Here is a 25085-nt window from a genome sequence, read left to right as displayed (position 1 = left end):
GATTGTGAACACGTTTTGAAAAGGAGGATTTTCATGGTTGTTCCGTTTAAGCATGAGCCCCTCACCGATTTTTCCCGGGAAGAAAACCGTCAAGCTTTTTTGCGGGCATTGAAAAAAGTGGAAGCCGAATTGGGGCGGGAGTACGATCTTGTCATCGGCGGAAAAAGGATCCGGATGGAGGAAAAAATCGTTTCGGTCAACCCCGCCAATAAAAACGAAGTCATCGGCCGGGTGTCGAAGGCCAATCGGGAACTTGCCGAACAGGCCATGCAGGCCGCCCTGGAAAAATTCAACGAATGGCGGAAGTTCAAACCGGAGGCCCGTGCCGACATCTTGTTTAAAGCGGCGGCCATCGTCCGCAGAAGGAAGCATGAATTCAGCGCGCTGATGGTCAAAGAGGCCGGCAAATCCTGGCGGGAGGCGGACGCGGACACCGCGGAAGCCATCGACTTTATGGAATATTACGGCCGGCAGATGCTGCGGATCAAGGACGGATTTGAAGTGGAGAGCCGCCCCGGGGAATCCAACCGCTTCGGGTACATTCCCCTCGGTGTCGGCGTGGTCATTTCGCCATGGAATTTCCCCTTTGCCATTATGTGCGGTACGACGGTGGCAGCCCTCGTTACCGGGAATACGGTTTTATTGAAACCGGCATCGGCCACGCCGGTCGTGGCTGCGAAATTTGTCGAAGTTTTGGAAGAGGCCGGGCTTCCCGCCGGCGTGCTGAACTTCATCCCGGGAAGCGGCGCCGAAGTCGGCGATTATTTGGTCGATCATCCGAAGACCCGCTTCATCAGCTTCACCGGATCGAAAGAAGTGGGTGTCCGCATTTATGAACGGGCGGCGAAAGTCCATCCGGGCCAAATCTGGTTGAAACGGGTCATCGCCGAAATGGGCGGCAAGGATACGATCATCGTCGACAAGGACGCCGACCTGGAATTGGCGGCCCAATCCATCGTCACGTCCGCCTTCGGTTTTTCCGGGCAAAAATGCTCCGCCTGTTCGCGGGTGGTCGCCCTCAAAGAGGTTTACGACCAAGTGCTTGACCGGGTGGTGGAACTGACGAAGGAACTGAAAGTCGGAGATCCCGCCGATTACGGAAACTTCACCGGCCCGGTCATCGATCAGGCCGCCTTCGACAAAATCATGAAATACATTGAAATCGGCAAGAAGGAAGGAAGATTGATGACCGGCGGCGAAGGGGACAGCTCGAAGGGCTTCTTCATCCAGCCGACCGTGTTTGCCGACCTCGACCCGAAGGCCGTCATCATGCAGGAAGAAATCTTCGGCCCGGTGGTCGCCTTCTGCAAAGCGGAAGATTTCGACCATGCCCTTGAAATTGCCAACAATACCGAATACGGGTTGACCGGTGCGGTGATCTCCAACAACCGGGAAAACCTGGAAAAGGCGAGGGAAGAATTCCACGTCGGCAACCTCTACTTCAACCGCGGCTGCACCGGCGCGATCGTCGGCTATCAACCCTTCGGCGGGTTCAACATGTCCGGCACCGATTCAAAGGCCGGCGGACCCGATTATTTGTTGCTGCACATGCAGGCCAAAACCGTTTCTGAAATGTATTGAAAGCCACCCGCAACGAGACAAGCTGAACCGGCTTGTCTCTTTTTTTGTAATTTGGAGGGAAGCGTTTGAAAAAACGGCAGAGCCCCGATCGACTAGAAACGGTCAGAGGACTACTGTATCCAAAGGTGGTGTATTGTTTGCGGATCAAAGGTGTACAACCAATCGAAGATTATCTTGCCAAAGCGTGAAATATTAGATAAAGGATGAAGTCTATCGAGTCCGGCGTCCAATGGATTAAGGCTGATGAACGTTCGGGAGTTGTTTACCGATCCCGCTATGAGGGTTAGAAAGCCGTTTTGTATCGGAGTACGAAGACGCGACCAATGTTCCATCAGAGATTCAGAGATATGGACGGACAATGGAATTTGATTCATGAAGAAGTGAGCTTCCTTGAATGAAAATTTCATGCATGGAAGCGAGCGAGCTTTAAATGAGGAACTTGAGGCTAAGCGGGTTACCCTCGAAGCAAAAATCCTGGTGATTAAGGAAGGGGGAGAGGTGTGTGCAAAAATTTATGGCGATGCTGAAAGATAAAAATAAGGGTCAATTGACAACGGATTTATTGATGGGACACATTGAGCATCTTCGCAACTGGTAGCGAATAGCGAGGATATCAAGGTGGATCGTTATTTAAGATTAGGATGAAGGAGAGAACCTGCCCTTCATCCGTTTGTTTAAGAAACAAGTCTTATTGTATTCCATATTTTAAGAGGTCATTGTCCGTTCCGGAAAGTTTCCATGAGCCATCGGGAAAGGTCTGCCGCCCAACCCGGGCGTAGCCGGAAATATTTAAAAGCATGGTCTTTATGAATCTCCAGGATGCCGGCCTTTACGAGTACTCCACATTGTCTGGATACGGTGCTTTGATGAATGTCAAGGGCCTTGGCGATTTGGACGGTGTGCAGCCCCGGTTGATTTTTCAAGAGCATCACGATTTTCAGCCGGGTTTTGTCACCGATGGCTTCCAGTATGGAGGCCATTTCTTCGTCTTTCCTGGCAGATGCAAAAAATGGCCTTTCAGTCTGTTGGCCCTCGGCCGTACGAATAACCGGTTCGAACAGGACATAACATTCCCTTTCTACCGGAAAGACGGCCATAAATTTTCCGAGGTGCAGACATGGCACAAAAGTGACGGAAGGCGATTCATTCAAGATCTGTTTGGCTTTTTCTTCCGGTTCCATACCGGTGATCCGTAAGACCATGTCTCCTGGTGCCATTGGAGTTCCGATTTGTTGCTGAATCGCTCCTGCATGTTGGCGAAGCGTCCTTTCCTGTAGGTTCCACTCTTCTTGATACCCCTTTTCCCAAAGTGCCTTGATGAAATGGATGATCCGCCCCCGGAATGCTTCAGGATCCATGATGACAGCCGCAATTTTTCCGGTTTCTTTTACGCTCCAGCTTTCCAGAAGGGCATGTATCGCGAGCTTCCGTTTTTCGGCGTCTAACATCATTTTTTTATCCGGCATGGGGGTGCCAAGGTCCTTCAGAATCGCTTCCACGACCGGCATCGGTTCCATATAGGTATGGTAATAATCCAAGCCAGAAATAACGCCATCAATGGCCAAATCGGTCATTTCCGTCTCATCCAGATGTTCAAGCCAACGGATCAGATCATGGAAGTTATGATGTGCGGGATGGCTTCCCTGGAGTTTTTTGATGGCGAAATCACGCAACACCCAGCCGTGTGCGAGGACGGAACGGATGGATTTCAATATTTCTTTGTCCGTATCGGAAAGTTTCGCCGCGAGCTCCTTTGTCCATTCGGATGGCGTCTCAGCACAGTGGACGGCATAGTCGACAAAGATCATTTCCGTAAATAAATTGATCGCCAGCGAATGGATAACACGATAACGGGGCGCAGGCTTAGTTGTAAAAATGATGTCCCTTTGCATTTGAATCACCTTTATTATTTAAAAATTGCAAAATTGACAATTTTGCAATTTGATAATAAAATTTTATCAAAATACGGAAAAGTCCGTCAATATGGCGGTTGAAACAAAGTAAGGAGGATGAGAATATGAATACATTTTCTGTTTCCAAGATTTCGTCCGTAGTGCTTCATGTGAAGGACACGAAAGTTTCCGCCGAGTTTTATGGAAAAGTCCTCGGACTCAAAAAAACCGATGAATATGACGGTATGGTATGGTTTCTAATCGGTGAAGGGGAAAATGCGACGCCGCTGATGCTTCATCCGTCGGAAAAACCGAATCCGGTGACAGCAGGTCTTTCGGTCGATTTCAGTGTCGATGATGTCGATGCATTGGTTTCTGCCGTCAAATCCGCAGGAATTGGCAGAGTCGTCCAAGAACCGGTCGATCGCGAATGGGGCGTTAGGGAAGCAATTATTGAAGATCCGGACGGATATCAGTTCTGGTGCAATCAGCCTTTGAACGGATAAATCCGTGACGGAAAAAGGGGTTTTTTTGGTTGAAATCAGGTTTGCCCGCTCGAAGGATGCTACTGGATATGCAGAGTATGACCCACAGACTGGCACAAAGACTATCGGGGGATTGATCAGGATGTTCATATACAAGCGATGATAAAGGAATATTACAACGAAATGAGAATCAGAAAAAATTCCCGGGAGTGGAACGAAGCTGGTATGTCGCCGCTGATAGAGGACAAGTGGTTGGAGCCAGTGGTGGGGATGACGGATAAGGAAGCTGCTGAGCTGTTTGTCCTCTATTTGAATCAGAAGCGCAGACCGGAAAGGAAGATGCTGGCGGCGATCACCCGAGGACAGAATGACAGGAGGGCAAAGGGGGGAAGGTGCTTGTCGCCAAAAGAAACATGCTTGACATTCCCTTCGGTGAAGCCATGACTTGAATATCCTTTGGACTGCCGGACGGTCATCTTCAGGGACATCCGATGTTACCGGAAAAATGGGCGAATCGACTGTACCGATTCCGCCGGTTCCGCAAATTTTGGCAAATTTTGCGGGATACCGGCATTTTTTTTCGGTTTGTGAAAAGGGATAGGGGCCGTCCGCTGCGAATATAGTAAAAAAACAATTTCTCGAGAATTCAAAGAAAGGAGATGGGCGTATGGCGGTCTCAGGGGGAAAGTATGTGGAAGTCGACCCCGGCGTGGAATTGTTCGTCCAGGATGTGGGAAAGGGGGACCCGATCGTTTTTATTCCGGGGTTTACCTTTACGACGGAAGTTTTTTCCAAACAAGTGGAACATTTTTCAAAAACCAACCGGGTGATTGTCATCGATCCGAGAAGCCATGGCCGGTCCACCGTAACGGTGCACGGCAATGATTATGTGACCCATGGAACCGATTTGGGGAAAGTGCTGCGGGAACTGGATGTGGAAAATGCCGTCCTCGCCGGTTGGTCCTTCGGCTGCCTGACCGTTTGGGAATATGTGAAACAATTCGGCTTTGAAAGGATCCGATCGCTGGTTCTCATCGATATGTCGCCAAAATCGTTATCGGTCAATGACGGCGATTGGACCGAGGGGCCGCTGGATGAGATCGGCGCCATCTACAACACGTATTTGCGAAATCCGCAAGGACATCGGGAATTTATCACCGGCTACATCACCCAAGTGATGGTGCAAAGAAAGCTTCGGGAGGAAGAACTGGCGTGGCTTGTCGGCGAGTCGCTGAAGACGCCCTATTACATTGCGGCCAATCTCTTCGCGTCGGGGATGTTTTCCGATTACCGGGAACAAGCGAGGATTGCCAGCGAAACGGTTCCGGTTTTGAACGTCGTGGCGGAACATTGGGCGGATACGGCGAAGGCCTTCATTGAAAAGACGGCTCCCCGCTCGAAGGTGGCCGTGCTGGGCGGGCATATGATGTTTTGGGAACACAGCGAAAAATTTAATGAGATTCTGGAACAATTTTTATCCGAAAGCCGGAAGTAGCGGTGCGGCATGTCCCGAAGGGATTTTCGCGCGGGACGGGGTGAAAAGCTGAAGCCGGGCTTTTCCAAAGGGAAGGTCCGGTTTGCGTTTTCATAAAGTAAAACGGCGGACCCGTCAGCGTCCGGCCGCCTTCTGGGAGTCCGTTTTCCGCCGATACGCCCTTGTACCGCTTCAACATGGCCCAAGAGGTGATGATCCCGAGCGGCGCATCGTCGGCGTTCCCATTTTCGGTGATCAGCACGGCATCCGGCCGCTTCCCTTTGTCCAAGCGTTTTTTGAACAATTCTTTCACTTCGTATCCATTGGCGTCACGGCCGATGAAAGGATAATTGTCTTTCTCTTCTTCGTATTCCAACACGTCCCGCACCCGGGTATCCCCAATCGAGATCAGGCCGTTTTCCACGTTCTTCTCAACCGATAAGAGATTTCCGCCGCGGTGATCCAACCGGCAAATTTCCCTCGTCATAGACGGGGAATTGGACTCCGCTCCGGCGACGGTAAGCATGGCCATAATATGAGGAACCCAGAAACGGCAGTCCGTGGGGCAAAGCAATCCGCTTTATTAATGAGGATCTGGCCGACAGGTTTAGGAACGGCGTGCGGCGTTTGTCGGCTGGCATGACCGCCCTTTGAACACCATGGCCGACAAAATCCCCCCAGCTTTACTTCCATTCTTTCAATTTTTATAATAGGAGCAAACGAAGGGAAAAAGGTGAGGTCATGATAAAAGGGCAGTTGTCTGAAAGAGGGGAAATCACGGTCACCCTCTCCCCGGTTTTTGAAGCGGATCTGGGAGACTATCAATTGGTGAACATTGGCCAAGGGCACGACGGGGAAATCCTCCTTCTTGCGGTCCATGAACCGCCGGAGCTGATCGAGGACCGGTTCCCCGAGGCGCAGACAGAGAGACCGTTCCATTACAAAATCATCCGATATTCCGGCGGCGGCTGCGAAGAAATTTCCATCCCGGACCAGCATTGGAATTTCCATTTCGTCCAGCCGATCGACGGCGGCAACTATTTGCTCGCCGCCGCACGCTGCACCCGTTACGATGACGGTACGGCCGACTTGAATGCCAAAGTGTATGGCCCGGAGGGGAACTTGGTTCGCGAATTCCTTCTCGGCGACGGGATCGAGCACCTTTTTGTGACGGAACAAAACAACATTTGGACAGGCTACTTCGATGAAGGGATTTTCGGCAATTACGGCTGGGACGAACCGGTCGGATCGGCGGGGCTGATCCGGTGGGACGCCAACGGGAACATCCTATATGAATATCCGAACGGAGGAAAGCATCAGATCGTCGACTGCTATGCGATGAACGTATGCGGCGACCGGGACGTCTGGTTTTATTATTATAACGATTATAACGATTTCGAGCTGGCCCGTTACCGCGACGGTGCCTTGTCCTACTGGAAAACGGATGTGGAAAGCTCGACCGCCTTCCTCGTCCATAAGCCGTACATCCTGTTCAAAGCCGGCTGGGACGACAATCGGTTCGTTTTGTTCGAGATGGGGAAAATAGGAAAGCTGAAAAGGAAGGCGCGGCTATCCTTCCTCGATGAAAAAGGAAAAGAGATCCCCATGGATATCCTGAGCTGCCGCCTGTCCCAAATGGCGGTTTTCCATGAGGATAAAGTGTACGTCGCTGATCTCGAGGAAATCTTGAAGATGTGGTGAACGGCGGAGCGGTGCCGGAAGCGAATTGCCGGAACCTTTTGCCCCAAAACGGAATTTGCCCTTCAGCCCCCTGCATGGGAACATACGGCCAAATGGCCGGCTTTTTTCTTTCAACGGTCCCCCTAAAACTTTTATGGACAAGAGCCTGCCCCAAGCAAAGAAATATCCCAAAATGACATCTTGCGGACGACACAGGTTTTCGCCTTTTGGATGATGCCGTCGAAGTCCGGGCCAAACCCCATGGGTTCGCCCCGTCCGGGACGGAGGAAGTATTTGGATTTTCCGCGGCGGGATCAGCATCCCGAACCCGTTGAGGGAGGGGAACCAAGCTATGTTCACATCTCTTCCGGCCGTTGATGGGCGAGACCGGATCCGGGGCCAGCGGGAGCGGCGGACCGCAGGCAAAAACTCTGCAACGGATGTGGGCAATCCCTTCCGGGCGGGATTCCAAGGAGGGACGGCCACGGGTTTTTCAGCCCCGGGCCGGTTTCCCTTGCCTTTGAAAACATGGTAAAATAAGTTATGTCTTGTGCAAATACATATCCATTTTTTATTTTTTCCTTAACATTGATACGGAGGTGACAGGGGTGGCCAAGATTTCCAAAGAAGAGGTAAAATATGTGGCGGAATTGGCCAAGCTCGCCATTACGGAAGAGGAAACGGAAAAATTCGCGACGCAGCTTGGGGCGATCATCGAGTACGCCGAACAATTGAATGAGCTGGACACGACAAACGTCAAGCCGACTTCCCACGTATTGGATATAAAAAACGTCATGCGGGAGGACATCCCGGAAAAGGGATTGCCGCGGGAAGAAGTGTTGAAAAACGCACCGGATCATAAGGACGGTTTAATACGGGTTCCGTCCATCTTGGAATAGGAGGTACGCCATGGCGGGTTTATTCGAACATAAGCTGAAGGATTTGCACGAAATGCTCGTGAAAAAGGAGATATCCGCTGCGGATTTGGTCGATGAATCCTTCCGCCGGATCCGCGAAGTGGAAGATAAGGTTCAAGCCTTTATCACCCTCGATGAGGAGGGGGCGAGAAAAAGGGCGAAGGAGCTCGACGAACGGCGGGAAGAAGCGGAAGTACATAGCCTTTTCTACGGCATGCCGATCGGGATCAAGGACAACATCGTCACGAAGGGCGTCCTAACCACATGCGCAAGCAAAATCCTGGAAAACTTCATCCCCATCTACAACGCCACCGTCGTGGAGAAGCTGCAAAACGCGGGAACGGTGATGATCGGGAAACTGAACATGGACGAATTTGCCATGGGCTCTTCGACGGAAAACTCCCACTTCAAAAAAACGTATAATCCGTGGGATTTGGAAAGGGTGCCCGGAGGATCTTCGGGGGGATCGGCCGCTGCCGTGGCCGCGGGGGAAGTGCCTTTCGCCCTCGGGTCCGATACCGGCGGATCGATCCGGCAGCCTGCCGCTTTTTGCGGCGTCGTCGGCATGAAGCCGACCTACGGGCGGGTTTCCCGGTTCGGGCTGGTGGCCTTCGCGTCATCGCTGGATCAAATCGGCCCGATCACCCGAAACGTGGAAGACAACGCCTATTTGCTGCAGCTGATTGCCGGCGTTGATCCCCACGATTCCACATCCGCCGACGTGGAAGTCCCGGATTATACGAAGGCCTTTACCGGAGATGTAAAAGGCCTGAAAATCGCCGTGCCGAAAGAGTATTTGGGCGAAGGCGTATCCGAGGAATCGCGGCAGGCCGTCCTCGCGGCCTTAAAAGTGCTGGAAAAACTGGGGGCCGTCTGGGAAGAGGTTTCCCTCCCCCATTCCAAATACGGGGTGGCCTGCTATTATTTGCTGGCTTCTTCCGAAGCTTCTTCCAACCTCGCCCGTTTTGACGGGATCCGCTACGGATACCGGGCGAAGGATGCCGAGAACCTTTGGGATCTTTATAAAAAGACCCGGGCGGAAGGGTTCGGCGATGAAGTGAAACGCCGAATCATGCTCGGGACCTTTGCCTTAAGTTCCGGCTATTACGACGCCTACTATAAAAAAGCGCAACAGGTCCGGACGCTGATCAAGCAGGACTTCGACCGGGTATTCGAAGCCTTCGACGTCGTCATCGGGCCGACGACCCCCACGCCGGCGTTCAAGATCGGCGAAAAAATTGACGACCCGTTGACGATGTACGCCAACGACATTTTAACGATTCCCGTCAATTTGGCGGGGCTGCCGGCGATTTCCGTCCCGTGCGGTTTTGCGGGACATCTGCCCCTCGGACTGCAAATCATCGGCAAACCCTTTGACGAAACGACGGTCTACCGGGTGGCGCACGCCTTCGAACAGGCGACCGACTACCACAGGCAACGGCCAAATTTGTAAGGGGGGAAAAGGATGAATTTTGAAATCGTAATCGGCCTCGAAGTCCATGTGGAATTGAAGACGAAATCAAAAATCTTTTCGCCGGCCCCGGCCCATTTCGGCGCGGAACCGAATACGAACACCAATGTGATCGATCTCGGCTATCCCGGGGTTCTCCCCGTTTTAAATAAGGAAGCGGTGAATTACGCCTTGAAGGCGGCGATGGCCTTAAACTGCGAGATCGCCACGGTTACGAAATTCGACCGGAAAAATTATTTTTACCCCGACAACCCGAAGGCCTATCAAATTTCCCAATACGACCAGCCGATCGGCAGAAACGGATGGATCGAAATCGAAGTGAACGGGAAAAAGAAGAGGATCGGCATTACCCGGATCCATCTGGAGGAGGATGCCGGCAAACTGTTCCACACCGATGACGGCTACTCGCTGGTCGATTTCAACCGGCAGGGGACGCCGCTGATCGAGATCGTTTCCGAACCGGATATCCGCTCGCCGGAAGAGGCTTACGCCTATTTGGAAAAATTGAAGTCGATCATCCAATACACCGGCGTCTCCGACTGCAAGATGGAAGAAGGTTCCCTGCGCTGCGACGCGAACATTTCCCTCAGGCCCTTCGGCCAGGAAACCTTCGGGACGAAAACGGAATTGAAAAACTTGAACTCCTTCAATTTCGTCCGCAAAGGGCTGGAATATGAAGCGGCAAGGCAGGAAAAAATCCTCCTTTCGGGCGGGGTCATCCGCCAAGAAACGCGAAGGTTCGACGAGGCGACGGGAACGACGGTTTTAATGCGGGTAAAGGAAGGTTCCGAGGATTACCGGTATTTCCCCGAACCGGATCTGGTGGAGCTATATATTGATGAAAAGTGGAAGGAAGAAATCCGGGCCCAGATCCCCGAGCTTCCCGATTCGAGGAAACGGCGGTACGTCGAAGAACTGGGGCTTCCCGAATACGACGCCAAGATACTGACGCTGACGAAGGAAATGTCCGATTTCTTTGAAGCGACGGTCGGGCACGGCGCCGATCCGAAGCAAGCCTCCAACTGGCTGATGGGGGAAGTGTCCGCTTATCTCAACGCCGAACAGAAGGAATTGGGAGATACGGCCTTGACGCCGGAAAGCCTGGCCAAATTGATCCGATTGATCGGAAACGGCACCATTTCCTCGAAGATCGCCAAAAAGGTGTTCCGGGAATTGATCGAAAAGGGCGGAGATCCGGAAGAAATCGTCAAGGAAAGAGGCCTTGCCCAAATTTCCGACGAAGCCACGCTAAGGAAAATCGTACTGGAAGTTTTGGATGAAAACGAACAATCCGTCCAGGATTTCAAAAACGGAAAAGACCGGGCCCTGGCCTATCTGGTCGGGCAGATCATGAAGCGGACGAAGGGGCAAGCCAACCCTCCGCTCGTAAATAAGCTGCTGTTGGAAGAAATCGGAAAGAGATAAAGCGGAAGAGAAACGGCGGGGGATGGAGCGAAGGCCGGCATCCGGCCGAAGATGAAGTCCGGAAAAAGTAAAGACGGTTCCCGGAATACACAAAAACCTGTCCAGGCAGACAATCAAACGCGGATCAGGCTTGCGGCCTTTTCCCGGCGACCGGCCGGGGAAGGGCCGCATGTTTTTGGGAAAGACGGGGATGACCGGCCGCGAATTCGGTCCCGGTCCGGCTGCCCTCCCGGGCAAAGGTTCCATCATGGTTGTCGGACCGGCTTCTCCCGTCCCTCATTTTTCTTCGCAAAGGAAAGACGGCCGCTCCCGGGGGAAGTAGCCGGGACAGGCAATGTGGCGTTTGAAATGGTTGGATAACCGGAGTTTCGCCTTGCCACACGAAGAATTCAAATATATTACCATTTATTGCCGCTCGATCGCCATTTCGATTTTTCCGTTTTTACCGGATCCGCCGGCGAGGGGAGATCCCCCGGCACTTTTCCCCGGCAGGGGCTAGGTTTGCTTTCGCCGCGGGTGCGAGGTTGCCGGAGGGCAGGTTGTCCAATCGCACCACAGGGTACAACGGCTTATTTGCGGTTTTGATCGGATCCCGGTCTTAAGAAATGGTTGCCGTCGGCCCATCGGATATGGAATTTCCGTCCTACGATCCCAATCGCCGTTATCCCCAAGGCGTGGAGCGCCGTATATGAAGTAAGCGATGAAGAAGTATACCTCCATGATCCGGCAGGATATCCGTACGTTCACCGGCCTTGACACAAAAAGAATTGAAATATTATAATTAATTAAATTATTTCGCCATTTACCTTCACCCAACAGCCGTTTCCTATTTTTACTTGATCCGCCGCTAAGGGGCAGATCCACCCCGCGGGGGAATGGCTTGATTACACCTAAGCGCCAGGTTTCCGAACGGCGGTCCGTCCAATCGTGCCCTGGGCGCAGCGGCTCATCGCCGGGTTTGACCGGATTCCGGCGTTCATTTGCAAAGGAGCGGGATCGGTATGATAAAGAATTATGTTCCACTTGCCATGCAATGGGGCGGTTTTCTCCTGATGCTGCTTTCCCTCTTCTATTTGGTCGGTGAAGGAATACCCTTGTTTTCCTTTTATCCCCTTGCGATTTTCGGAACGTTGACCGCCTACGCAGGCATCATCCTCCGAAAAAAGGGCGGAAACGGCGGGGAAAAGAAACGGAAATATTATCCGTATCTCATCCAAATCCTCGGTTTTTTCTTGCTTTACGCCGCCGTCTTATATCCCGCCGGCGTCGCCTTGTCCCGGTTTTCCTTTTATGCCCTGTCGATAATCGGCTCACTGACCGTCGTCACAGGGGGGTTCATCGAGAGAAGAAGCATGCGATGACGGAAGGGGCCGTTTGCCGCTTTCGGTTTTGCTTTCTTGCGGCACGAACTTTTCGGGAAAAATTTCCGTGAAAAATTGCCGCGGCTGGATATTGGCCGGCGGTCATTGCCGATCCCGGCGGGGAAGGACCCTCCCCGTTTTTTTGCGGCGGAAGGAAGATTGAACATGATTTGGGGAGCAGATAAAATTGAACGATGTTGCCTTCATCTCTGTCATGCACGATCCAAAAGGATCATTGGCAAACAGCTTGAAAGAAGCATTGCCTGTTTTAAAAAGGCATTACAGCAACGGCTATATTGCATTAAGCGAAAATACGGACCGGGAATTGAAGCGGCTGCTTGAAGGGGCCGGTTTTGTCGTATTTTTCATCGAAAAAAGGGGCGCCGCGGCCGCGCGGCGAAGCATTTTGCAGCTTGTTCAACACACCGGTCATGCCCATTTTCATTATTGTGATCTTGACCGTATGATCACCTGGTGCTTGTCCATCCGGAGGAGTTCGAAAAAGTAAAGGAGAGGATCAGAACATTCGACTATCTGATCATCGGAAGAACGGAAGCGGCCTTCCGGTCCCATCCGGCCGCATGGCGGGAAACGGAAAAGATTACCAACAAGATTTTTACGCTCGAATTCGGAAGCCGGGATGAGATCGATGTGACGGCCGGTTCCTGCGGCCTGAACAAAGCCGGTTTATTAAAAATTGCCGGGCAATCGAAGGCCTCGGTCACCGATGCGGAGTGGCCGATGATCATCAAGCGCATGGAAAAGGGAAAGGTCGGTTTTATGAAAGTGAACGGCCTGATGTATCGGGAAGATATTAATCATTCCGAACAAAATAAGACAGAAGCTGAGAGATGGTTATCGCGACTTAGGCTGAGTTATCTCATCAGCGAAACGGCGGTCCATACGAAATGATTATCGCAAACCGTCAATTCCGGTGCTTTTGCTATCCGAAAATTGCCGTGGAACGGGGCGCATTTGCGGGGCGCCTTGACATGCAGGCGGTTGCGACCGTCCGAAAAGGAGGATGAGAAGGAATAAAAAAATCATCAAAAACAAATTTGAATTTCCGAATTTTATGCCCGATTGACGGCGCTCGAAAATTTACTTTTTTTCGAAAGCTGTATACGAAACCGACAGCGGATCCGGTGGAACTGCTAAAGCTTGTCGGGTTGGCGGATGCTGCGGATGTTCGTTTATCCCATTTTTCGAAGGGAATGAAAATGCGCCTGAATTTTTGCCGAGCATTATTAAATCATCCGAAAATATTATTTCTGGATGAACCGACATCCGGATTGGATCCGGTTAACGCGCGAAATAAAAAAATTTGATTTTGCAGAAGAAAAAAGAAGGGACAACGATCTTCTCCTCACACCGTTCGTGATCCATTTGATCGATTCAAGATCGTCGTCGGCGCTTGGCATGGTGCTGCCGCCGTATTGGACCGTGAAGCTGTTCATCAGCGATACGTTTTAGCTGCAGTTTGTTATCGATGGTATTGTTCATGTACTTGTGATCGGTTTGCAATCGAAAATTTTCCAGAAAATGATTGATTGAGCGATAAGCATAAGGTAAATGGGAAAGAGATTAGACTGCACGTGCCGTTATTTCCGTTTTTCGACAGAGCGGCCTTTTTCCGGTCGTATACGGAAAAAGGCCGCCCCATTTTTTTCTTTGGCTGGGATGAATGTCTAGTTGCCGGCAATTCATTGGCTTCATTCATTTGGATAATCATGGAAATATCTTTTTTCATGGATGCTGGACAGCGCGGTCATTCTGATTCTTGTGCCCGACGGCTGCTTGCGCCCTTTTCGGTGGAATTAACCGGCGGGACCGCGCCCTTGCTTCTTCCCTCAGCGGCTTCCATCCGTTCCCGGATCGATTTGGGAAGCGGAATGGAATCGTAGAAGCGGCGCAGAAACAGCGCCAACAGGAAGGCGAGGACAGCCAGCAGGGCGTTCCCTTTCAGAAAAGAAAGGATCAGGAGCACCGTGGCGACGACGACGAGGAAATACCAAAGCCATTTGTTCATGTCATTCCTCCAGGTTATAATTGTACGCCTTCCTCTCTTCCTTATAAAGGCCCAAGGCGGAAAAGATTTTCGCGTGGATGCCCACGTAGGCATTGTATTCCAGCCGCTCGAACATATCGTACGCCTTGCGCAATGTCCGGTCGACAACGATCACCCCGTGTTTGTTCAATAAAGCGGCGACGGGAAGCTGTCCGTTCCGGGACAATAAATGCTCGCGCACGATCTTCGCCAGTTCTTTCGTCGTCGCCGGGGCGAATTCGAGGGTGGCGATATCGCCCAATTTTTGTGTCGCTTCGGTCAAGTTCGGCATCTGCATCCCCAGGGAGGCAAAGACCATGGATTCCTTCGCATGGCCGTGGATGACGGCGCCGGCCTCGGGAAGGGCCTCATAGGCGGCCATATGCATGTTGAATTCCCTTGTCAATTTCCCCTTTCCTTCATAAATGTTTCCATGTTTGTCGACAACGAGGATATCCTCCGGGGTCAACCGGCAAAATTTCGCCTGGGACATGAGCGTGGGGGTCATAAGAAATAGTTCCTCGCTCACCTTGACCGTGATGTTTCCGCCGGCGGCGTTGGTCAGGTACCGGTCAAACATCATTCTTGCGACTTCGCACAAATCGATCCGTTCATCAAGAAACATCATCAATTGCCTACCTCCGATCCGAAGTATTTCGAAAGCCGGTTGGAACGGGCGGCCTACCTGCATGGGCCGAAGGATTCGGTTCCCTTCTTCCGGGCCGGGCGCTTCTTTGGCTTCATTTCGAATAAATGCACGCAAACCCGTTCAGCCTATTGTTCTTCCTTTCAGCAAAAGGCTCGTCATGCCGGCAATCGCCGGATGACGACCTCTCCCTCCAGCTGTTCTGCCCTTTCCGGGGAAAAGGCGGAACTTTCCGGCTGCTCGGCTTTCGATGCGCTTAACGCGGTGGCGAAGCGGATCATTTTCTCCAAGGGAAAGCGTTGGTGCAGTCCGGCGACGAACCCCCCGACAAATACATCGCCGCAGCCCGTGTCGTTGACTTCCTTCACCTTGGGCGGAAGGACCCGGTAAACTTCGTCCCCGTGCCCGACCAGGCTGCCCTTTTTGCCTAAAGTCACGATGACGTATTCGATGCCGGCTTGCAGGAGTTTTTTGATTTCGGAAGCATATTCGTCCGGCGTGTTCAGCCGTTTTCCGACAAGCTCTTGAAATTCGTCTTCATTGGGTTTGATGGCATATGGCTTCAGTCGGATGGCGGAGCGCAATTGCGCGCCGGTTGTATCGAGAATGAGTTTTCCGCCCTTCTCGGCGGCCGCTTGCAAAAGTTCCCGGTATTGATCGCCGTCCAGCCCGGGGGGAAGGCTCCCGGCGAATATGGCAAAATCGCCTTCCGTCACCTTTTCCGATAATTTCCTTTTCAGTTTTTCCAAGGTATCCCCATGAACGGAAAATCCCTTTTCCGTAATCATGAAGCTGCCTTCGCCGGCGTCATCAAGAATGACGAGGGTCTCCCGCGTCGGACAGTCCGCCTGCGCGATGAAGTCGCAGGCAACGCCCTTTTCTTCCAATAATTGCATCAGCTTTTCTTTGTTTTTTTCCCCGACAAATCCCGTGGCGATATTCGGGATGCGCAGCCGGGAAAGGACGACGGAGACATGGGTGGCCTTTCCGCCGATATCGTAAAAGGTCCGTTTCACCTTATTGTTTTTTTTGCGGCTTAAAATGCCATCGATATAAATAACCCGGTCGATGGCCGTATTCAAAGTCACCGTATAGATCACGACTATCCACACCTTATCTGTAGAAACGGAATTATTTGGAAATTGGTAATTGAATTTCTCCAAGGTTCATGATATTTTTTTAGAAAGGGCTCCCGATCCCCGTGGGAAAAGGAGCCCCGTTCCCGAGTGCGGCATGATTCAATGATCCTTTCCGGGATGAATTATGCCGCTTTTTCTTCTTCTTCAAAGGCTTTTGTCCGTGCCCGCATGCCTTTGATATACCAGGCGAACAGGCCGAGCCAGATGATCGCCGCGATGAATCCGGTGAATTCGCCGTTGATGATATTTGCCGCATGGGCGAAGATATAACGGAATACAGGATATTCGATCGTGCTCCAGGAAAGCATTTGCCCGGAGGGAATTTCCAAGGCTTTCGTGTCGAGCGCCAATTGGGTGATGGTCGGGGCGAACTCGGTGGCCGCATACAGGAAGATCGGTGTCGCCAAGGTCCCCAGGATGACCATCCGGAGCAGGTTTCCTCCCGTCACAAGCAGCGCCGGCACGGCAATGGACAAGTTGATGATGCCGGCAAAGGGCAAAATGTTGTTGCCCGGCAATATGACGGCCAACACCAAGGTGATCGGCACCAAAAGGATCGTGGTGACCCAGATTTCATTGCAGCCCGCAAGGATCGGCCAGTCCAACCCGATATAGAAATTTCTTCCGCGGGAGTGCTTTTTCATGAATTCGCTCGTGGCGTCGGAAATCGGGGCCAACGCTTGCATGAACAGCTTCGCCACCATCGGGAACAAGGTTAATGCCGTTCCGCCTTGCACGCCGAGAATTAAAGTTTCCTGGACCGAATATTTGGCAAAGATTCCAAGCAAAATGGCGATCATAAAGCCCATGACGTGGTTTTCCGCGAAGACGCCGATTTTCCCTTTCAGCCAGTTGGCGTCAATCCGTTTGTTCAAGCCGGGGATGTAATCCATCAGCCGGTTGATCGGATAGAGGATGACGGCGATGATGTTCATGCTGTGGGTTGTGGTCACCCCGGGAATGTTCGTCAGCCTTTCAATTTGTTTTTGGTTTACGTCGGCAATTTTCAATTCAATAAACATTTGAATGATTGCCACCGCAAAGGCCGCAGTCGGACTTCCGGTCACCCCGATGACAAGAACGGCCGTGAAAATTTTTCCCCATACGTTCCAGAGGTCCACATTCAACGTATCCGTTTGTTTCGTTAAAAGCATGAGCAGGTTTACGCCGATTTGGAACGGAAACATGAGGAACGCGAGCGGCCAGGCCCAGGCGAGGGTCGCCATGGAAGTCCAGCCGCCGTCGATGACATTCAATTGAATGCCGGTGTTTTTGACAAATTGTTGGGCCGCGGGGCCGATCGAGTTCATCATGAAACCGACGACGATGTTCATGCCCACGAACGCCACGCCGAGGGTCAATGCGCTCGTGAAAGCGTCTTTGAATTTCATGCGGACGATGAGGCCCATGACCAGCAAAATGAGCGGGACGAAAACGGAGGCGCCCATGTCCAGGATGAATTGGAAGATCGAGCGGATCACATCCATGAATGATTTCTCCTTTCAAATATTTTATTGTAGTGCGCGGATGATCTTTTCCAGTTCCGCTTCCATGCCGACGCCCGTCAGGAAGGCGATGCCGTTGACCACCGGGATGGGGTATTCTTTGTCGGGTTTCGTGATGGCGACATAGGCGGCGGATGTTTTAATATGGGTATCCAACGATTTGATGTCGACGGCTTCCACTTGGGCTTGGATGTTTCTTTCCCGGAGCAGGTTCTGGATTTTGGAAGCCACCGTTTGTGACGTGGCCACGCCGGATCCGCAGGCAACGATAATCTTTTTCATGATGAAAACCTCCAATATTTTGAAGTTTTTTGGGTTCCGATGGGATCAGTTGATGTTTTCCTTCAACAGCCGGATGACGTTCCCTTTGTCGTTTTCCTTGATCAGCCGCTCCATGGCTTCCCGGTTGTTGAATAAATGGATCAGCCGGGACAGCAGTTCCGTTTGGCCTTCCCCGCGGTTCAGTCCCAACAGGAACAAAAATCTGGCTTCCACTTTTTCGTCGCTCATTCCCATTTCGTTAAATTCGACCGCGCGCTCCGGACGGATCACGGCGATGAAGGGACGGACGATGTTTGCCGGATCGGTATGCGGGATGGCCACATGGAACGGCGTCGTCCGCAAGCCGGTCGGATATTTTTCTTCCCTTTCGACGAGAGCCTTTTGAAAGCTGGATTTTACATAGCCTTTTTCCAGAAGCAGACGGGAAATTTTTTCAAAGAATTCGTATTTGTCCCGGCATGGGAAATCGAGGAAGACCAGATCCTCGCTGAACAATTCGTTAAATAATCCCATGTTGTTCCCTTCCTTGCTGTGGTTTCTTCTTTTGACCGTAATCTTTGAATCTGAAAACCATGTGCTCCATTTCTTCGTCCGGCAAGATGACCGGTTCGCCGATGGCCTTGGCTTGCCAGTAGAGCTTTGCACAAAACTCCAGCTGTTCCAACACGGCAAAGGCCTGTTCGAGGGTTTCCCCGATCACATTGACGCCGTGGTTGGCCAGGAGGACCGCTTTGCGCCCTTCCATCGCCTTCAATGCATTTTCGGCGAGTTCCTTCGTTCCGTAAGTGGCGTATTCCGCACAACGCACGTTTTTTCCGCCGGCATGGGCGACAAGGTAATCGACGGCGGGCAAGTCCCAGCGCAGGCAGGCGATCGTTGTCAAATACAAGGCGTGGGTATGGATCATCGCCCTGGCATCGTCGCGGTTCCGGTAAACGATGGCGTGCATTTCATACTCGCTGGACGGTTTCAGCCGGCCGTCGACGATGTTGCCGTTGAGGTCGGTGATGACGACATCTTCCGGTTGAATTTCGAAATAATCGATGCCGGTCGGTTTGATCGCCATATATCCGGTTTCCGGGTCGTAAATGCTCAAATTGCCTCCCGTTCCGGTCGTCAGGCCGGATTCGATCAGTTTTTTCCCATAATGGACAATCGCTTTTCGTTCTTCTTCCATCAGCAATTTTTTTTGCTGCGTCATGCTGCTCCCTCCTCTCGAATGGTGGCGTTTGCGGAAAAATCCATCACCTCCTTCAAGTGCCATTCGTTATAACGGTGGAAAACTCGATGTCATGAGACGGTGCAAAGTCCGGGAAATCCCGCAGCCGAAATAGGCCCGAAAGATGACGCCGGGAATATGGGCATTCCATGGGCGGAATACGGGATCCTTTCCCCGCCATTCACCTTTCCGATGCAAGAAAATGGGTATTCAATGGGTGGAATACTCCCGGAAAAGCCGGTGGATCACCATCGGGTTGTCCGTTCCGATCATCGTTTCCACATTGTTTTTATCCATCAGTAAATCGTACAGCTGGGTCAATGCCTTGATATGGGACTTCCGGTCGACGGCGGCAATGACGATCAGCACTTGAATGAAGATATTTTTCGGAAAACGGACCGCATTTTTCAGCGTGAGCACGCTCATGCACAGTTTGTGGGCGCCGTCCTCCGGTTTGGCATGGGGGATGACGACCTTTGGCGCGATCATGTACGTCCCGTACTCCTGGATGACCCGGATCATGGCATCGATGTAGCTCATGTCGATGATGGAATTTTGCAGAAGCGGCCGGGAGGCCAAAAGGATGGCTTCCTTCCAATCCCTTGCCGGTTGCTGCAGCCGGATGAATTCGACGGGAACGAGATCGGTCAGATTCGGCTTGTAATCTTCCCCGTAGTTCTCATCCGGAAATTGGGTGTGGTAGAAAAAGGATTTCAGTTCTTCTTTCAGGGAAGCCGGGTTTTTCACCGACGCATGTTTTTCGATGATGTTCATCAGCCGGTCATAATTGATGAGCGCCGGGCTCTTCTTTTTCAGTTCCTGCTCCACGGCGATTTTCAGGTTTTGTTTTTCTTGGTCCGTGAAGACGGGAGGAATCAGGAATAATTTTTTCTTTGTATTTAAAAACACGGTGGAAAACACGATATCGTAATCCGGTTCAAAGGCCGGAAAATCCCGCACCGAAATATGGTCGAGGAAGATGATGTCGGGAAACATTTGCTTTAATTCTTCGAAGACGAGCTTTGAGACGGAAATCCCGCTCGGGCAGACGACGATCGCTTTCGGCTTTTTCAAAAGATCATCGCCTTGCTGCTGCAGGGAACTTTTGATCAGCAAAGTCAAATAGGCGAGTTCGTCTTCCGGAATCGGCGCGGAGAAAAACTTTTCCAAAGGGCCGATGCTCTGTTTGACCAAGTGATGGATATCCCCGTATTCCTGCTTGATCAAGTCCAGCAAAGGGTTTTCCACCGAAAGTTCATAGGTCACCCGGTAAAAGGCCGGCTTTAAATGCTGGTAAAGCTTTTGATAGAGGGTGTGCTTGCTTTGGAAATTCACGCAGGCCACTTTTTCGAAATTGGCGACGAACCGTTCGATGGCGCCGTACAGTTTTTCTTTAAAATTCACTTGGTCCATTTCCGTGGAGACGACGCTCGACGAAAGGAGATGCAAGGCGATATAGAGCCGGTCTTGCTCGGTCAGTTTTTCATCGTTGCCGAACAAATCTTCCACGGCCTGGTATTCTTTTGTGTTCGAAATATCCACATAGCTGATGTCGAAAGGTTCCGGGTGTTTTCCGTCCTTCATCCGTTGCAAAAGAATCAAGAAAATGACGGCCAACGTGTTCAGCTGCTGGTCCGTAAACCGCTTGTTCAACCGTTTTTCAACCACCTCCAGTTTCCGCTTCAGACGGTTGAGATCTTCTTCGGTAATGCCGGTGATCGCGTTGATCCATTTCCATCCCTCCGGCATGTGGAGAATTTTATTGACGGTGTCGACGATCAGTTTGCGCTTCGCGATCTCTTTCCCTTCGATAAAGTAACCGTCGCGCCGCGTGTATTTTAATGCCAGCTGTCTTTCTTTCAACTTTTTTTCCATCAGGTTCAAATCATGTAAGACCGTATTTTTGCTCACCTTTAATGCCGATGCCAGATGGAACAGGGAAAGCTCCTCCCGGCGCGCCAGGATCATGAGCAACAGGAGATTCATCCGTTCCTTCTTCGTCGGGATGTATTCAAGCGCCGGTCTGATTTGGAGCAATTCCGGTACCCTTTCGATGATGGAACGGTCGACGATAAATCCGACATTCCGTTGATTTTCGATGATCGGGAGGCTGTTGTCCGCAAGCCAGTCGTTGATTTTTTGGATGCTGTAGTTGATTTGCCTTCTTGTGAGATTCAGTTTTTTTTCCAAGTCTTTCCCTTTGATGCGCGGGGAAACGAGCAATTCTTTGAAGATCAGCAAACTTCGGTCATCCAATGTGATCAATCCGCAGCCACCTCCCTTATCTTTAGCATACAATGGTTCAACCCGATCATGAATGCGATTTCATCACAAATATTGTCGGTTCAATTTACAAGAATGTGTTGAAGATTGGTTTTTTCCGAACGGGATTTTTAGGCGGAGGGAAGGCATGGGGACTGTGGGGGGTTTTGTCCCGCGGATGGCGCACGGCTTGTCTTGCGGATTTTCCGCCGGGCGATTTTCGGAAAAAGACGAAAAAAAGCCGTCCCGTCAAGCCGGGACAGCCGGCGAAGAAGTGAAAACCCGGGTGCGCATCCGATATATTTCCTGGTTTTATCGCCCGTTTCATTGGGCGGACCGTTTGCCCTGGGCCGAAGTTTTTCGGCCGTCTCATCGGGGCGTACATCCTAAAGGGAGTTTTATCGCCCGTCCCATGGGCGGGCCCGTTCATCCGAGGCCAAGTTTTATCGTCCGTTCCGTTAGACGGGTCCCTTTATCCCGGGCCGAAATTTATCGTCCGTTTCATCTGGCTTGACCGTTCATTCCGGACTTATTGTCCTTCCCATTGGGGCCCGTCCATCCCGGAGCGGAAGCGGCGGATTCCGGCGAAGCCGCGGGATCGAAGGGTTCGCATTGAAAAAATGCGGAAGCGAAAAGAAGCACCGAAAAAACCGGGGAACGAAAAATCTATTTTACAACTTCATCGAAACATATTTGATTTCCAAAAATTCGTCGATGCCGTGATGGCCGCCTTCCCGTCCCAGCCCGCTTTCCTTGAATCCGCCGAAGGGGGCTTGGGCGACGGAAGGAAGGGGATCGTTGATTCCGACGATGCCGTATTCCAGCCGTTCCGAAACGAGGAAGGCCGTCCTTAAATTCGAAGTGAACGCATAGGCGGCCAGCCCGTAGGGCGTATCGTTCGCCCGTTCGATCACTTCCTCCATGTCCCGGAAGGTGAGAACGGGAGCCACGGGTCCGAAGGTTTCTTCCTTCATGATTTTCATGTCGTCTTTCACATCGGTTAATACCGTCGGTTCCAGGAAGTAACCGCCTTCAAAATCGTTCACCCGGTTCCCGCCGCAGACGATCTTCGCCCCCATGGCCACGGCGTTTTCGATATGGCTTTTTACCTTCAGGTAAGCCGATTCATCGATCAGGGGCCCGATTTGGGTTTCCGGTTCGAGGCCGTAGCCGACGACCAATTTTTTCGTTTCTTCCGCCAGTTTTTCAACAAACGGTTCGAAAATGGATTCCTGGACGTAAACCCGGTTGGCGCATATGCAAGTTTGGCCCGCGTTCCGGAATTTGGACAGGATGGTGCCTTGCACGGCCAGATCCAAATCGGCGTCTTCAAAAACGATGACCGGGGCATGTCCCCCCAATTCCAGCGAAATTTTTTTGACCGTGTCCGCCGCGCCCTTCATTAACAATTTGCCGACTTCGGTGGAACCGGTGAAGGTGATCTTTCTCACCCGGGGATCCTCGAGCCAGGCTGCACCGATTTCTTCCGGGTTTCCCGTGACCACATTGATGACACCCCGGGGAAATCCGGCCATCTCCGCCGCTTCCGCGAGCTTTAACGCCGTCAATGGCGTCTGTTCGGCGGGTTTGATGACCACGGTGCAGCCGGCCGCCAGAGCGGGGGCCACTTTTCTCGTGATCATGGCGGCGGGGAAATTCCAAGGGGTGATCGCCGCCGTTACGCCCACCGGCTGCCTGAAAACCAAAATCCGTTTGTCCGGCGCCGATGCGGGGATGGTTTCCCCGTATATGCGCTTCGCTTCTTCGGCATACCACAGCAGGAAGCTGGCCGCATATGTAATTTCCCCCAGCGCTTCCTTCATCGGTTTGCCCTGTTCGAGAACGAGAATCTCCGCGATCTCATTTTTGTTATCTAAAATCGCGTCATGCCATTTCCTCAAATAATAGCTCCGTTCCTCGGCAGTTTTGCCGGACCAGACTGGGAAAGCGGCATGGGCGGCGTCAACAGCGAGCCGTGCGTCTTCTTTCCCTCCGTCCGGGACGGAGCCGATCGTTTTTCCCGTGGCCGGGTTGGTGACGGGAAAGGTTTGATTGCCTTTCGCCTTGACCCATTTGCCGTTCACGTACATCCGGTTTAACAACACGGTATGGTAAGCCAACCACCGCACCTCCTTTCGTTTCTCTTCTTCCATTATACAAAATTTTATGAAAATATTACTATAAAAAAATACGAAGGGCGCACCGGACTCGGTGCCCGGAGCGCCCTTCGGCAAAGGGGCATGAATCTTTGTTCGTTTTTTGTCAGACAAGTTCGGCTTCTTCGGCCTTTTCCATCCAGTCTTTTCCTTCCAGATGGCGGGTGACGAGCATCCCGGCCACCGTGTCCCCGGTGGAATTGATCATGGTCGCCGGGGCGTCCACGACGACGCCGATGGCGGAAATGATGGGGAGGGCGGCCGGCGGAAACCCGTACAGGGACACGATCAACATTTCACCCATAAAACCGCCGCCGGGGATGCCCGACATGACCACGCCGGAAAGGACGGCGACGCCGATGGCGGTCAAAAAGGTATCCCAGCCGGAAAAATCCATGTTAAAGATGCCGAAGACAAACGCGATCTTCAATATGGCGGAAAGGCAGGAACCGTCCATATGAATGGTGGCGCCGATGGGCAACACCGTTTCCCGGATGTCCTTCGGCACCCCGATCTTCCGGGCCGCTTCCAAATTGATCGGCAGCGTGCCGATGCTGCTTCCCGTCGCCAAAGCCGTGGCGGCGGGGGATAAAATATGTTTCCAGAAGGTAACAACTCCCTTTTTGCCGCCGGCCAAAAAGGCATATAGGGTGAAGCCGACGAGAAAATAGAAAATGGAAACGGGGAAGTAGATGAGAAAGGCCCGGGCGTAATCCCCAAGCAATTGGGCCCCGAAAGTCCCGATCAACGAGGAAAAGTAGGCGCCCAAACCGACGGGGGCGTAATACATGATGATTTGGGTCAATCGCACAAACACTTCGCTTCCGCTGTCGAGAAATTTCGCAAAGGCTTTCCCCTTCTCCCCCGACAATCCGGCGGCAAGGCCGACCAACACGGAAAAGACGATCAGCGCCAACATATTTTCCCGGGAAAAAATATTGACGAAATCGGAAACGGTAAAGGTTTTCACCAGCTGATCCGCCAGCGAAAGCTTTTCCGCGTTTTCCGGCTCCGTGAGGGTGATGTGGACGCCTTGGGCGGGGGGAATCAGGATGACGGCGATGAGCATAAGAATGGAAGAGATAATGCCGGTCGCCACGAACACGACCATCATCGAACCGAGGATGTTCCCCAGCCTTTTCATGCTTTCGATATTGGCGATGGCCGAAGCGATGGAAAAAAACACGAGCGGGACCACGATGGTGAATAAAAGGTTTAAAAACAGGTCGCCCAAAGGTTTAAGCACAGCGGCTTTTTCCCCGAAAATCAGCCCGATGGCGCTCCCGAGGATGATGGATGAGAGCAGGATGATGGGAAACCGGTAAGCCTTTAACGCATCTTTCATGACTCACTTCTCCTTTATAAACAAACTAATTAAAATATTAAAAGATTTGCGGGAATAAGTAAATGCTTCTTTCCCTGGAATTTGCCGGCATGAATCGGGTCCGGCGGGAAAGGCGGGTGCGGCGCGCAAGCGGAAAAGGGCAAGGGATTGCCGTCCTTTACGGCCGTCCCGTCTCTCCGGAGATGATCGATCATCAAA

At 51.9% G+C, this 25085-nt stretch carries 25 protein-coding genes; 12 read left to right on the top strand and 13 right to left on the bottom strand.

From position 1 onward, the window contains the following. The first annotated feature begins 33 nt into the window (after positions 1–33). On the top strand, positions 34–1581 hold the full coding sequence (pruA, locus tag A3EQ_RS0101345) for an L-glutamate gamma-semialdehyde dehydrogenase (protein ID WP_020153386.1): 1548 nt from the start codon (positions 34–36) through the stop codon (positions 1579–1581). A 390-nt stretch (positions 1582–1971) separates the two neighbouring features. Then, positions 1972–2115: a hypothetical protein gene (locus A3EQ_RS22365; RefSeq protein ID WP_020153385.1), complete on the top strand. Its 144-nt coding sequence runs from the start codon at positions 1972–1974 to the stop codon at positions 2113–2115. A 179-nt stretch (positions 2116–2294) separates the two neighbouring features. Here A3EQ_RS22365 and A3EQ_RS0101335 read toward each other — a convergent pair whose 3' ends face one another. After that, complete coding sequence (locus tag A3EQ_RS0101335; protein WP_211212053.1) at positions 2295–3293, bottom strand: ArsR/SmtB family transcription factor; 999 nt, start codon at positions 3291–3293, stop codon at positions 2295–2297. A gap of 305 nt (positions 3294–3598) precedes the next feature. On the opposite strand from A3EQ_RS0101335, the gene A3EQ_RS21610 reads away from it, so the two are divergent. Then, positions 3599–3979, top strand: coding sequence for a VOC family protein (locus tag A3EQ_RS21610; RefSeq protein WP_020153382.1), 381 nt, complete (start codon positions 3599–3601; stop codon positions 3977–3979). Between the two features lie 293 nt (positions 3980–4272). Here the strand turns inward: A3EQ_RS21610 and A3EQ_RS22360 are convergent, their stop codons facing one another. Further along, positions 4273–4434 (bottom strand): hypothetical protein, encoded by a 162-nt coding sequence (locus A3EQ_RS22360; protein ID WP_154652790.1) that lies wholly within the window; start codon positions 4432–4434, stop codon positions 4273–4275. A gap of 191 nt (positions 4435–4625) precedes the next feature. Here A3EQ_RS22360 and A3EQ_RS0101315 point away from each other — a divergent pair, with 191 nt between their 5' ends. After that, on the top strand, positions 4626–5453 hold the full coding sequence (locus tag A3EQ_RS0101315; RefSeq protein WP_020153380.1) for an alpha/beta fold hydrolase: 828 nt from the start codon (positions 4626–4628) through the stop codon (positions 5451–5453). Here the strand turns inward: A3EQ_RS0101315 and A3EQ_RS0101310 are convergent. After that, on the bottom strand, positions 5410–5964 hold the full coding sequence (locus tag A3EQ_RS0101310; RefSeq protein ID WP_154652789.1) for a hypothetical protein: 555 nt from the start codon (positions 5962–5964) through the stop codon (positions 5410–5412). The genes A3EQ_RS0101315 and A3EQ_RS0101310 overlap by 44 nt on opposite strands. Before the next feature lie 209 nt (positions 5965–6173). On the opposite strand from A3EQ_RS0101310, the gene A3EQ_RS0101305 reads away from it, so the two are divergent. From A3EQ_RS0101305 to A3EQ_RS0101245, 8 genes are all read left to right on the top strand, one after another. Next, entirely contained in the window at positions 6174–7133 is a 960-nt protein-coding gene (locus A3EQ_RS0101305) for a hypothetical protein (RefSeq protein WP_020153378.1), read from the top strand. Between the two features lie 587 nt (positions 7134–7720). Next, positions 7721–8011 (top strand): Asp-tRNA(Asn)/Glu-tRNA(Gln) amidotransferase subunit GatC, encoded by a 291-nt coding sequence (gatC, locus tag A3EQ_RS0101295; RefSeq protein WP_020153376.1) that lies wholly within the window; start codon positions 7721–7723, stop codon positions 8009–8011. 10 nt (positions 8012–8021) lie between these two features. Further along, positions 8022–9482, top strand: a complete 1461-nt coding sequence (gatA, locus tag A3EQ_RS0101290) for an Asp-tRNA(Asn)/Glu-tRNA(Gln) amidotransferase subunit GatA (protein WP_020153375.1) — start codon at positions 8022–8024, stop codon at positions 9480–9482. 12 nt (positions 9483–9494) lie between these two features. Continuing rightward, positions 9495–10925 carry an Asp-tRNA(Asn)/Glu-tRNA(Gln) amidotransferase subunit GatB gene (gene gatB / locus A3EQ_RS0101285; RefSeq protein ID WP_020153374.1) on the top strand — a complete coding sequence of 477 codons (1431 nt, stop codon included), beginning with the start codon at positions 9495–9497 and terminating at the stop codon, positions 10923–10925. A gap of 1001 nt (positions 10926–11926) precedes the next feature. Beyond that, a complete protein-coding gene (locus A3EQ_RS0101270) occupies positions 11927–12286 on the top strand; it encodes a hypothetical protein (RefSeq protein ID WP_026499642.1) in 360 nt (119 codons plus the stop codon). 187 nt (positions 12287–12473) lie between these two features. After that, a complete protein-coding gene (locus A3EQ_RS0101260) occupies positions 12474–12794 on the top strand; it encodes a hypothetical protein (RefSeq protein WP_040368963.1) in 321 nt (106 codons plus the stop codon). After that, positions 12761–13198, top strand: a complete 438-nt coding sequence (locus A3EQ_RS0101255; protein ID WP_026499640.1) for a hypothetical protein — start codon at positions 12761–12763, stop codon at positions 13196–13198. The genes A3EQ_RS0101260 and A3EQ_RS0101255 overlap by 34 nt, the downstream gene beginning before the upstream one ends. 233 nt (positions 13199–13431) lie before the next feature. Next, on the top strand, positions 13432–13614 hold the full coding sequence (locus tag A3EQ_RS0101245; protein WP_061570165.1) for an ATP-binding cassette domain-containing protein: 183 nt from the start codon (positions 13432–13434) through the stop codon (positions 13612–13614). Between the two features lie 440 nt (positions 13615–14054). On the opposite strand, the gene A3EQ_RS0101240 is transcribed toward A3EQ_RS0101245, so the two are convergent. The 10 genes from A3EQ_RS0101240 to A3EQ_RS0101190 form a co-directional block, all read right to left on the bottom strand. Then, positions 14055–14315 carry a hypothetical protein gene (locus A3EQ_RS0101240; RefSeq protein WP_020153368.1) on the bottom strand — a complete coding sequence of 87 codons (261 nt, stop codon included), beginning with the start codon at positions 14313–14315 and terminating at the stop codon, positions 14055–14057. A 1-nt stretch (position 14316) separates the two neighbouring features. Then, positions 14317–14961 (bottom strand): class II aldolase/adducin family protein, encoded by a 645-nt coding sequence (locus tag A3EQ_RS0101235; RefSeq protein ID WP_020153367.1) that lies wholly within the window; start codon positions 14959–14961, stop codon positions 14317–14319. A 176-nt stretch (positions 14962–15137) separates the two neighbouring features. Then, positions 15138–16079, bottom strand: a complete 942-nt coding sequence (locus A3EQ_RS0101230) for a 1-phosphofructokinase family hexose kinase (protein ID WP_020153366.1) — start codon at positions 16077–16079, stop codon at positions 15138–15140. Positions 16080–16240: 161 nt separating this feature from the next. After that, a complete protein-coding gene (locus A3EQ_RS0101225; RefSeq protein ID WP_020153365.1) occupies positions 16241–17605 on the bottom strand; it encodes a PTS galactitol transporter subunit IIC in 1365 nt (454 codons plus the stop codon). A 24-nt stretch (positions 17606–17629) separates the two neighbouring features. After that, positions 17630–17905, bottom strand: coding sequence for a PTS sugar transporter subunit IIB (locus A3EQ_RS0101220; protein WP_020153364.1), 276 nt, complete (start codon positions 17903–17905; stop codon positions 17630–17632). 45 nt (positions 17906–17950) lie between these two features. After that, positions 17951–18418, bottom strand: a complete 468-nt coding sequence (locus tag A3EQ_RS20450; RefSeq protein WP_020153363.1) for a PTS sugar transporter subunit IIA — start codon at positions 18416–18418, stop codon at positions 17951–17953. Further along, positions 18405–19088, bottom strand: a complete 684-nt coding sequence (locus A3EQ_RS0101210) for an L-fuculose-phosphate aldolase (RefSeq protein WP_040369020.1) — start codon at positions 19086–19088, stop codon at positions 18405–18407. The genes A3EQ_RS20450 and A3EQ_RS0101210 overlap by 14 nt, the downstream gene beginning before the upstream one ends. Positions 19089–19334: 246 nt before the next feature. After that, positions 19335–21389 carry a BglG family transcription antiterminator gene (locus A3EQ_RS0101205; protein ID WP_020153361.1) on the bottom strand — a complete coding sequence of 685 codons (2055 nt, stop codon included), beginning with the start codon at positions 21387–21389 and terminating at the stop codon, positions 19335–19337. 668 nt (positions 21390–22057) lie between these two features. Beyond that, positions 22058–23476, bottom strand: a complete 1419-nt coding sequence (locus tag A3EQ_RS0101195; protein WP_154652801.1) for an NAD-dependent succinate-semialdehyde dehydrogenase — start codon at positions 23474–23476, stop codon at positions 22058–22060. 172 nt (positions 23477–23648) lie between these two features. Then, positions 23649–24887 (bottom strand): dicarboxylate/amino acid:cation symporter, encoded by a 1239-nt coding sequence (locus A3EQ_RS0101190; RefSeq protein WP_020153358.1) that lies wholly within the window; start codon positions 24885–24887, stop codon positions 23649–23651. Positions 24888–25085: the final 198 nt, after the last annotated feature.

This window comes from Caldibacillus debilis DSM 16016, from assembly GCF_000383875.1.
GTDB lineage: Bacteria > Bacillota > Bacilli > Bacillales > Caldibacillaceae > Caldibacillus > Caldibacillus debilis.
The sequence above is the reverse complement of the archived record's forward strand: the minus strand, read 5'-3'. Positions and strand labels throughout refer to the sequence as shown.

Coding starts and splice junctions, on each gene's coding strand:
- pruA (WP_020153386.1), top strand. CDS start 34: ATGGTTGTTCCGTTTAAGCATGAGCCCCTCACCGATTTTTCCCGGGAA.
- A3EQ_RS21610 (WP_020153382.1), top strand. CDS start 3,599: ATGAATACATTTTCTGTTTCCAAGATTTCGTCCGTAGTGCTTCATGTG.
- A3EQ_RS22360 (WP_154652790.1), bottom strand. CDS start 4,434: ATGACCGTCCGGCAGTCCAAAGGATATTCAAGTCATGGCTTCACCGAA.
- A3EQ_RS0101315 (WP_020153380.1), top strand. CDS start 4,626: ATGGCGGTCTCAGGGGGAAAGTATGTGGAAGTCGACCCCGGCGTGGAA.
- A3EQ_RS0101310 (WP_154652789.1), bottom strand. CDS start 5,964: ATGGCCATGCTTACCGTCGCCGGAGCGGAGTCCAATTCCCCGTCTATG.
- A3EQ_RS0101305 (WP_020153378.1), top strand. CDS start 6,174: ATGATAAAAGGGCAGTTGTCTGAAAGAGGGGAAATCACGGTCACCCTC.
- gatA (WP_020153375.1), top strand. CDS start 8,022: ATGGCGGGTTTATTCGAACATAAGCTGAAGGATTTGCACGAAATGCTC.
- gatB (WP_020153374.1), top strand. CDS start 9,495: ATGAATTTTGAAATCGTAATCGGCCTCGAAGTCCATGTGGAATTGAAG.
- A3EQ_RS0101270 (WP_026499642.1), top strand. CDS start 11,927: ATGATAAAGAATTATGTTCCACTTGCCATGCAATGGGGCGGTTTTCTC.
- A3EQ_RS0101240 (WP_020153368.1), bottom strand. CDS start 14,315: ATGAACAAATGGCTTTGGTATTTCCTCGTCGTCGTCGCCACGGTGCTC.
- A3EQ_RS0101235 (WP_020153367.1), bottom strand. CDS start 14,961: ATGATGTTTCTTGATGAACGGATCGATTTGTGCGAAGTCGCAAGAATG.
- A3EQ_RS0101225 (WP_020153365.1), bottom strand. CDS start 17,605: ATGGATGTGATCCGCTCGATCTTCCAATTCATCCTGGACATGGGCGCC.
- A3EQ_RS0101220 (WP_020153364.1), bottom strand. CDS start 17,905: ATGAAAAAGATTATCGTTGCCTGCGGATCCGGCGTGGCCACGTCACAA.
- A3EQ_RS20450 (WP_020153363.1), bottom strand. CDS start 18,418: ATGGGATTATTTAACGAATTGTTCAGCGAGGATCTGGTCTTCCTCGAT.
- A3EQ_RS0101195 (WP_154652801.1), bottom strand. CDS start 23,476: ATGTACGTGAACGGCAAATGGGTCAAGGCGAAAGGCAATCAAACCTTT.
- A3EQ_RS0101190 (WP_020153358.1), bottom strand. CDS start 24,887: ATGAAAGATGCGTTAAAGGCTTACCGGTTTCCCATCATCCTGCTCTCA.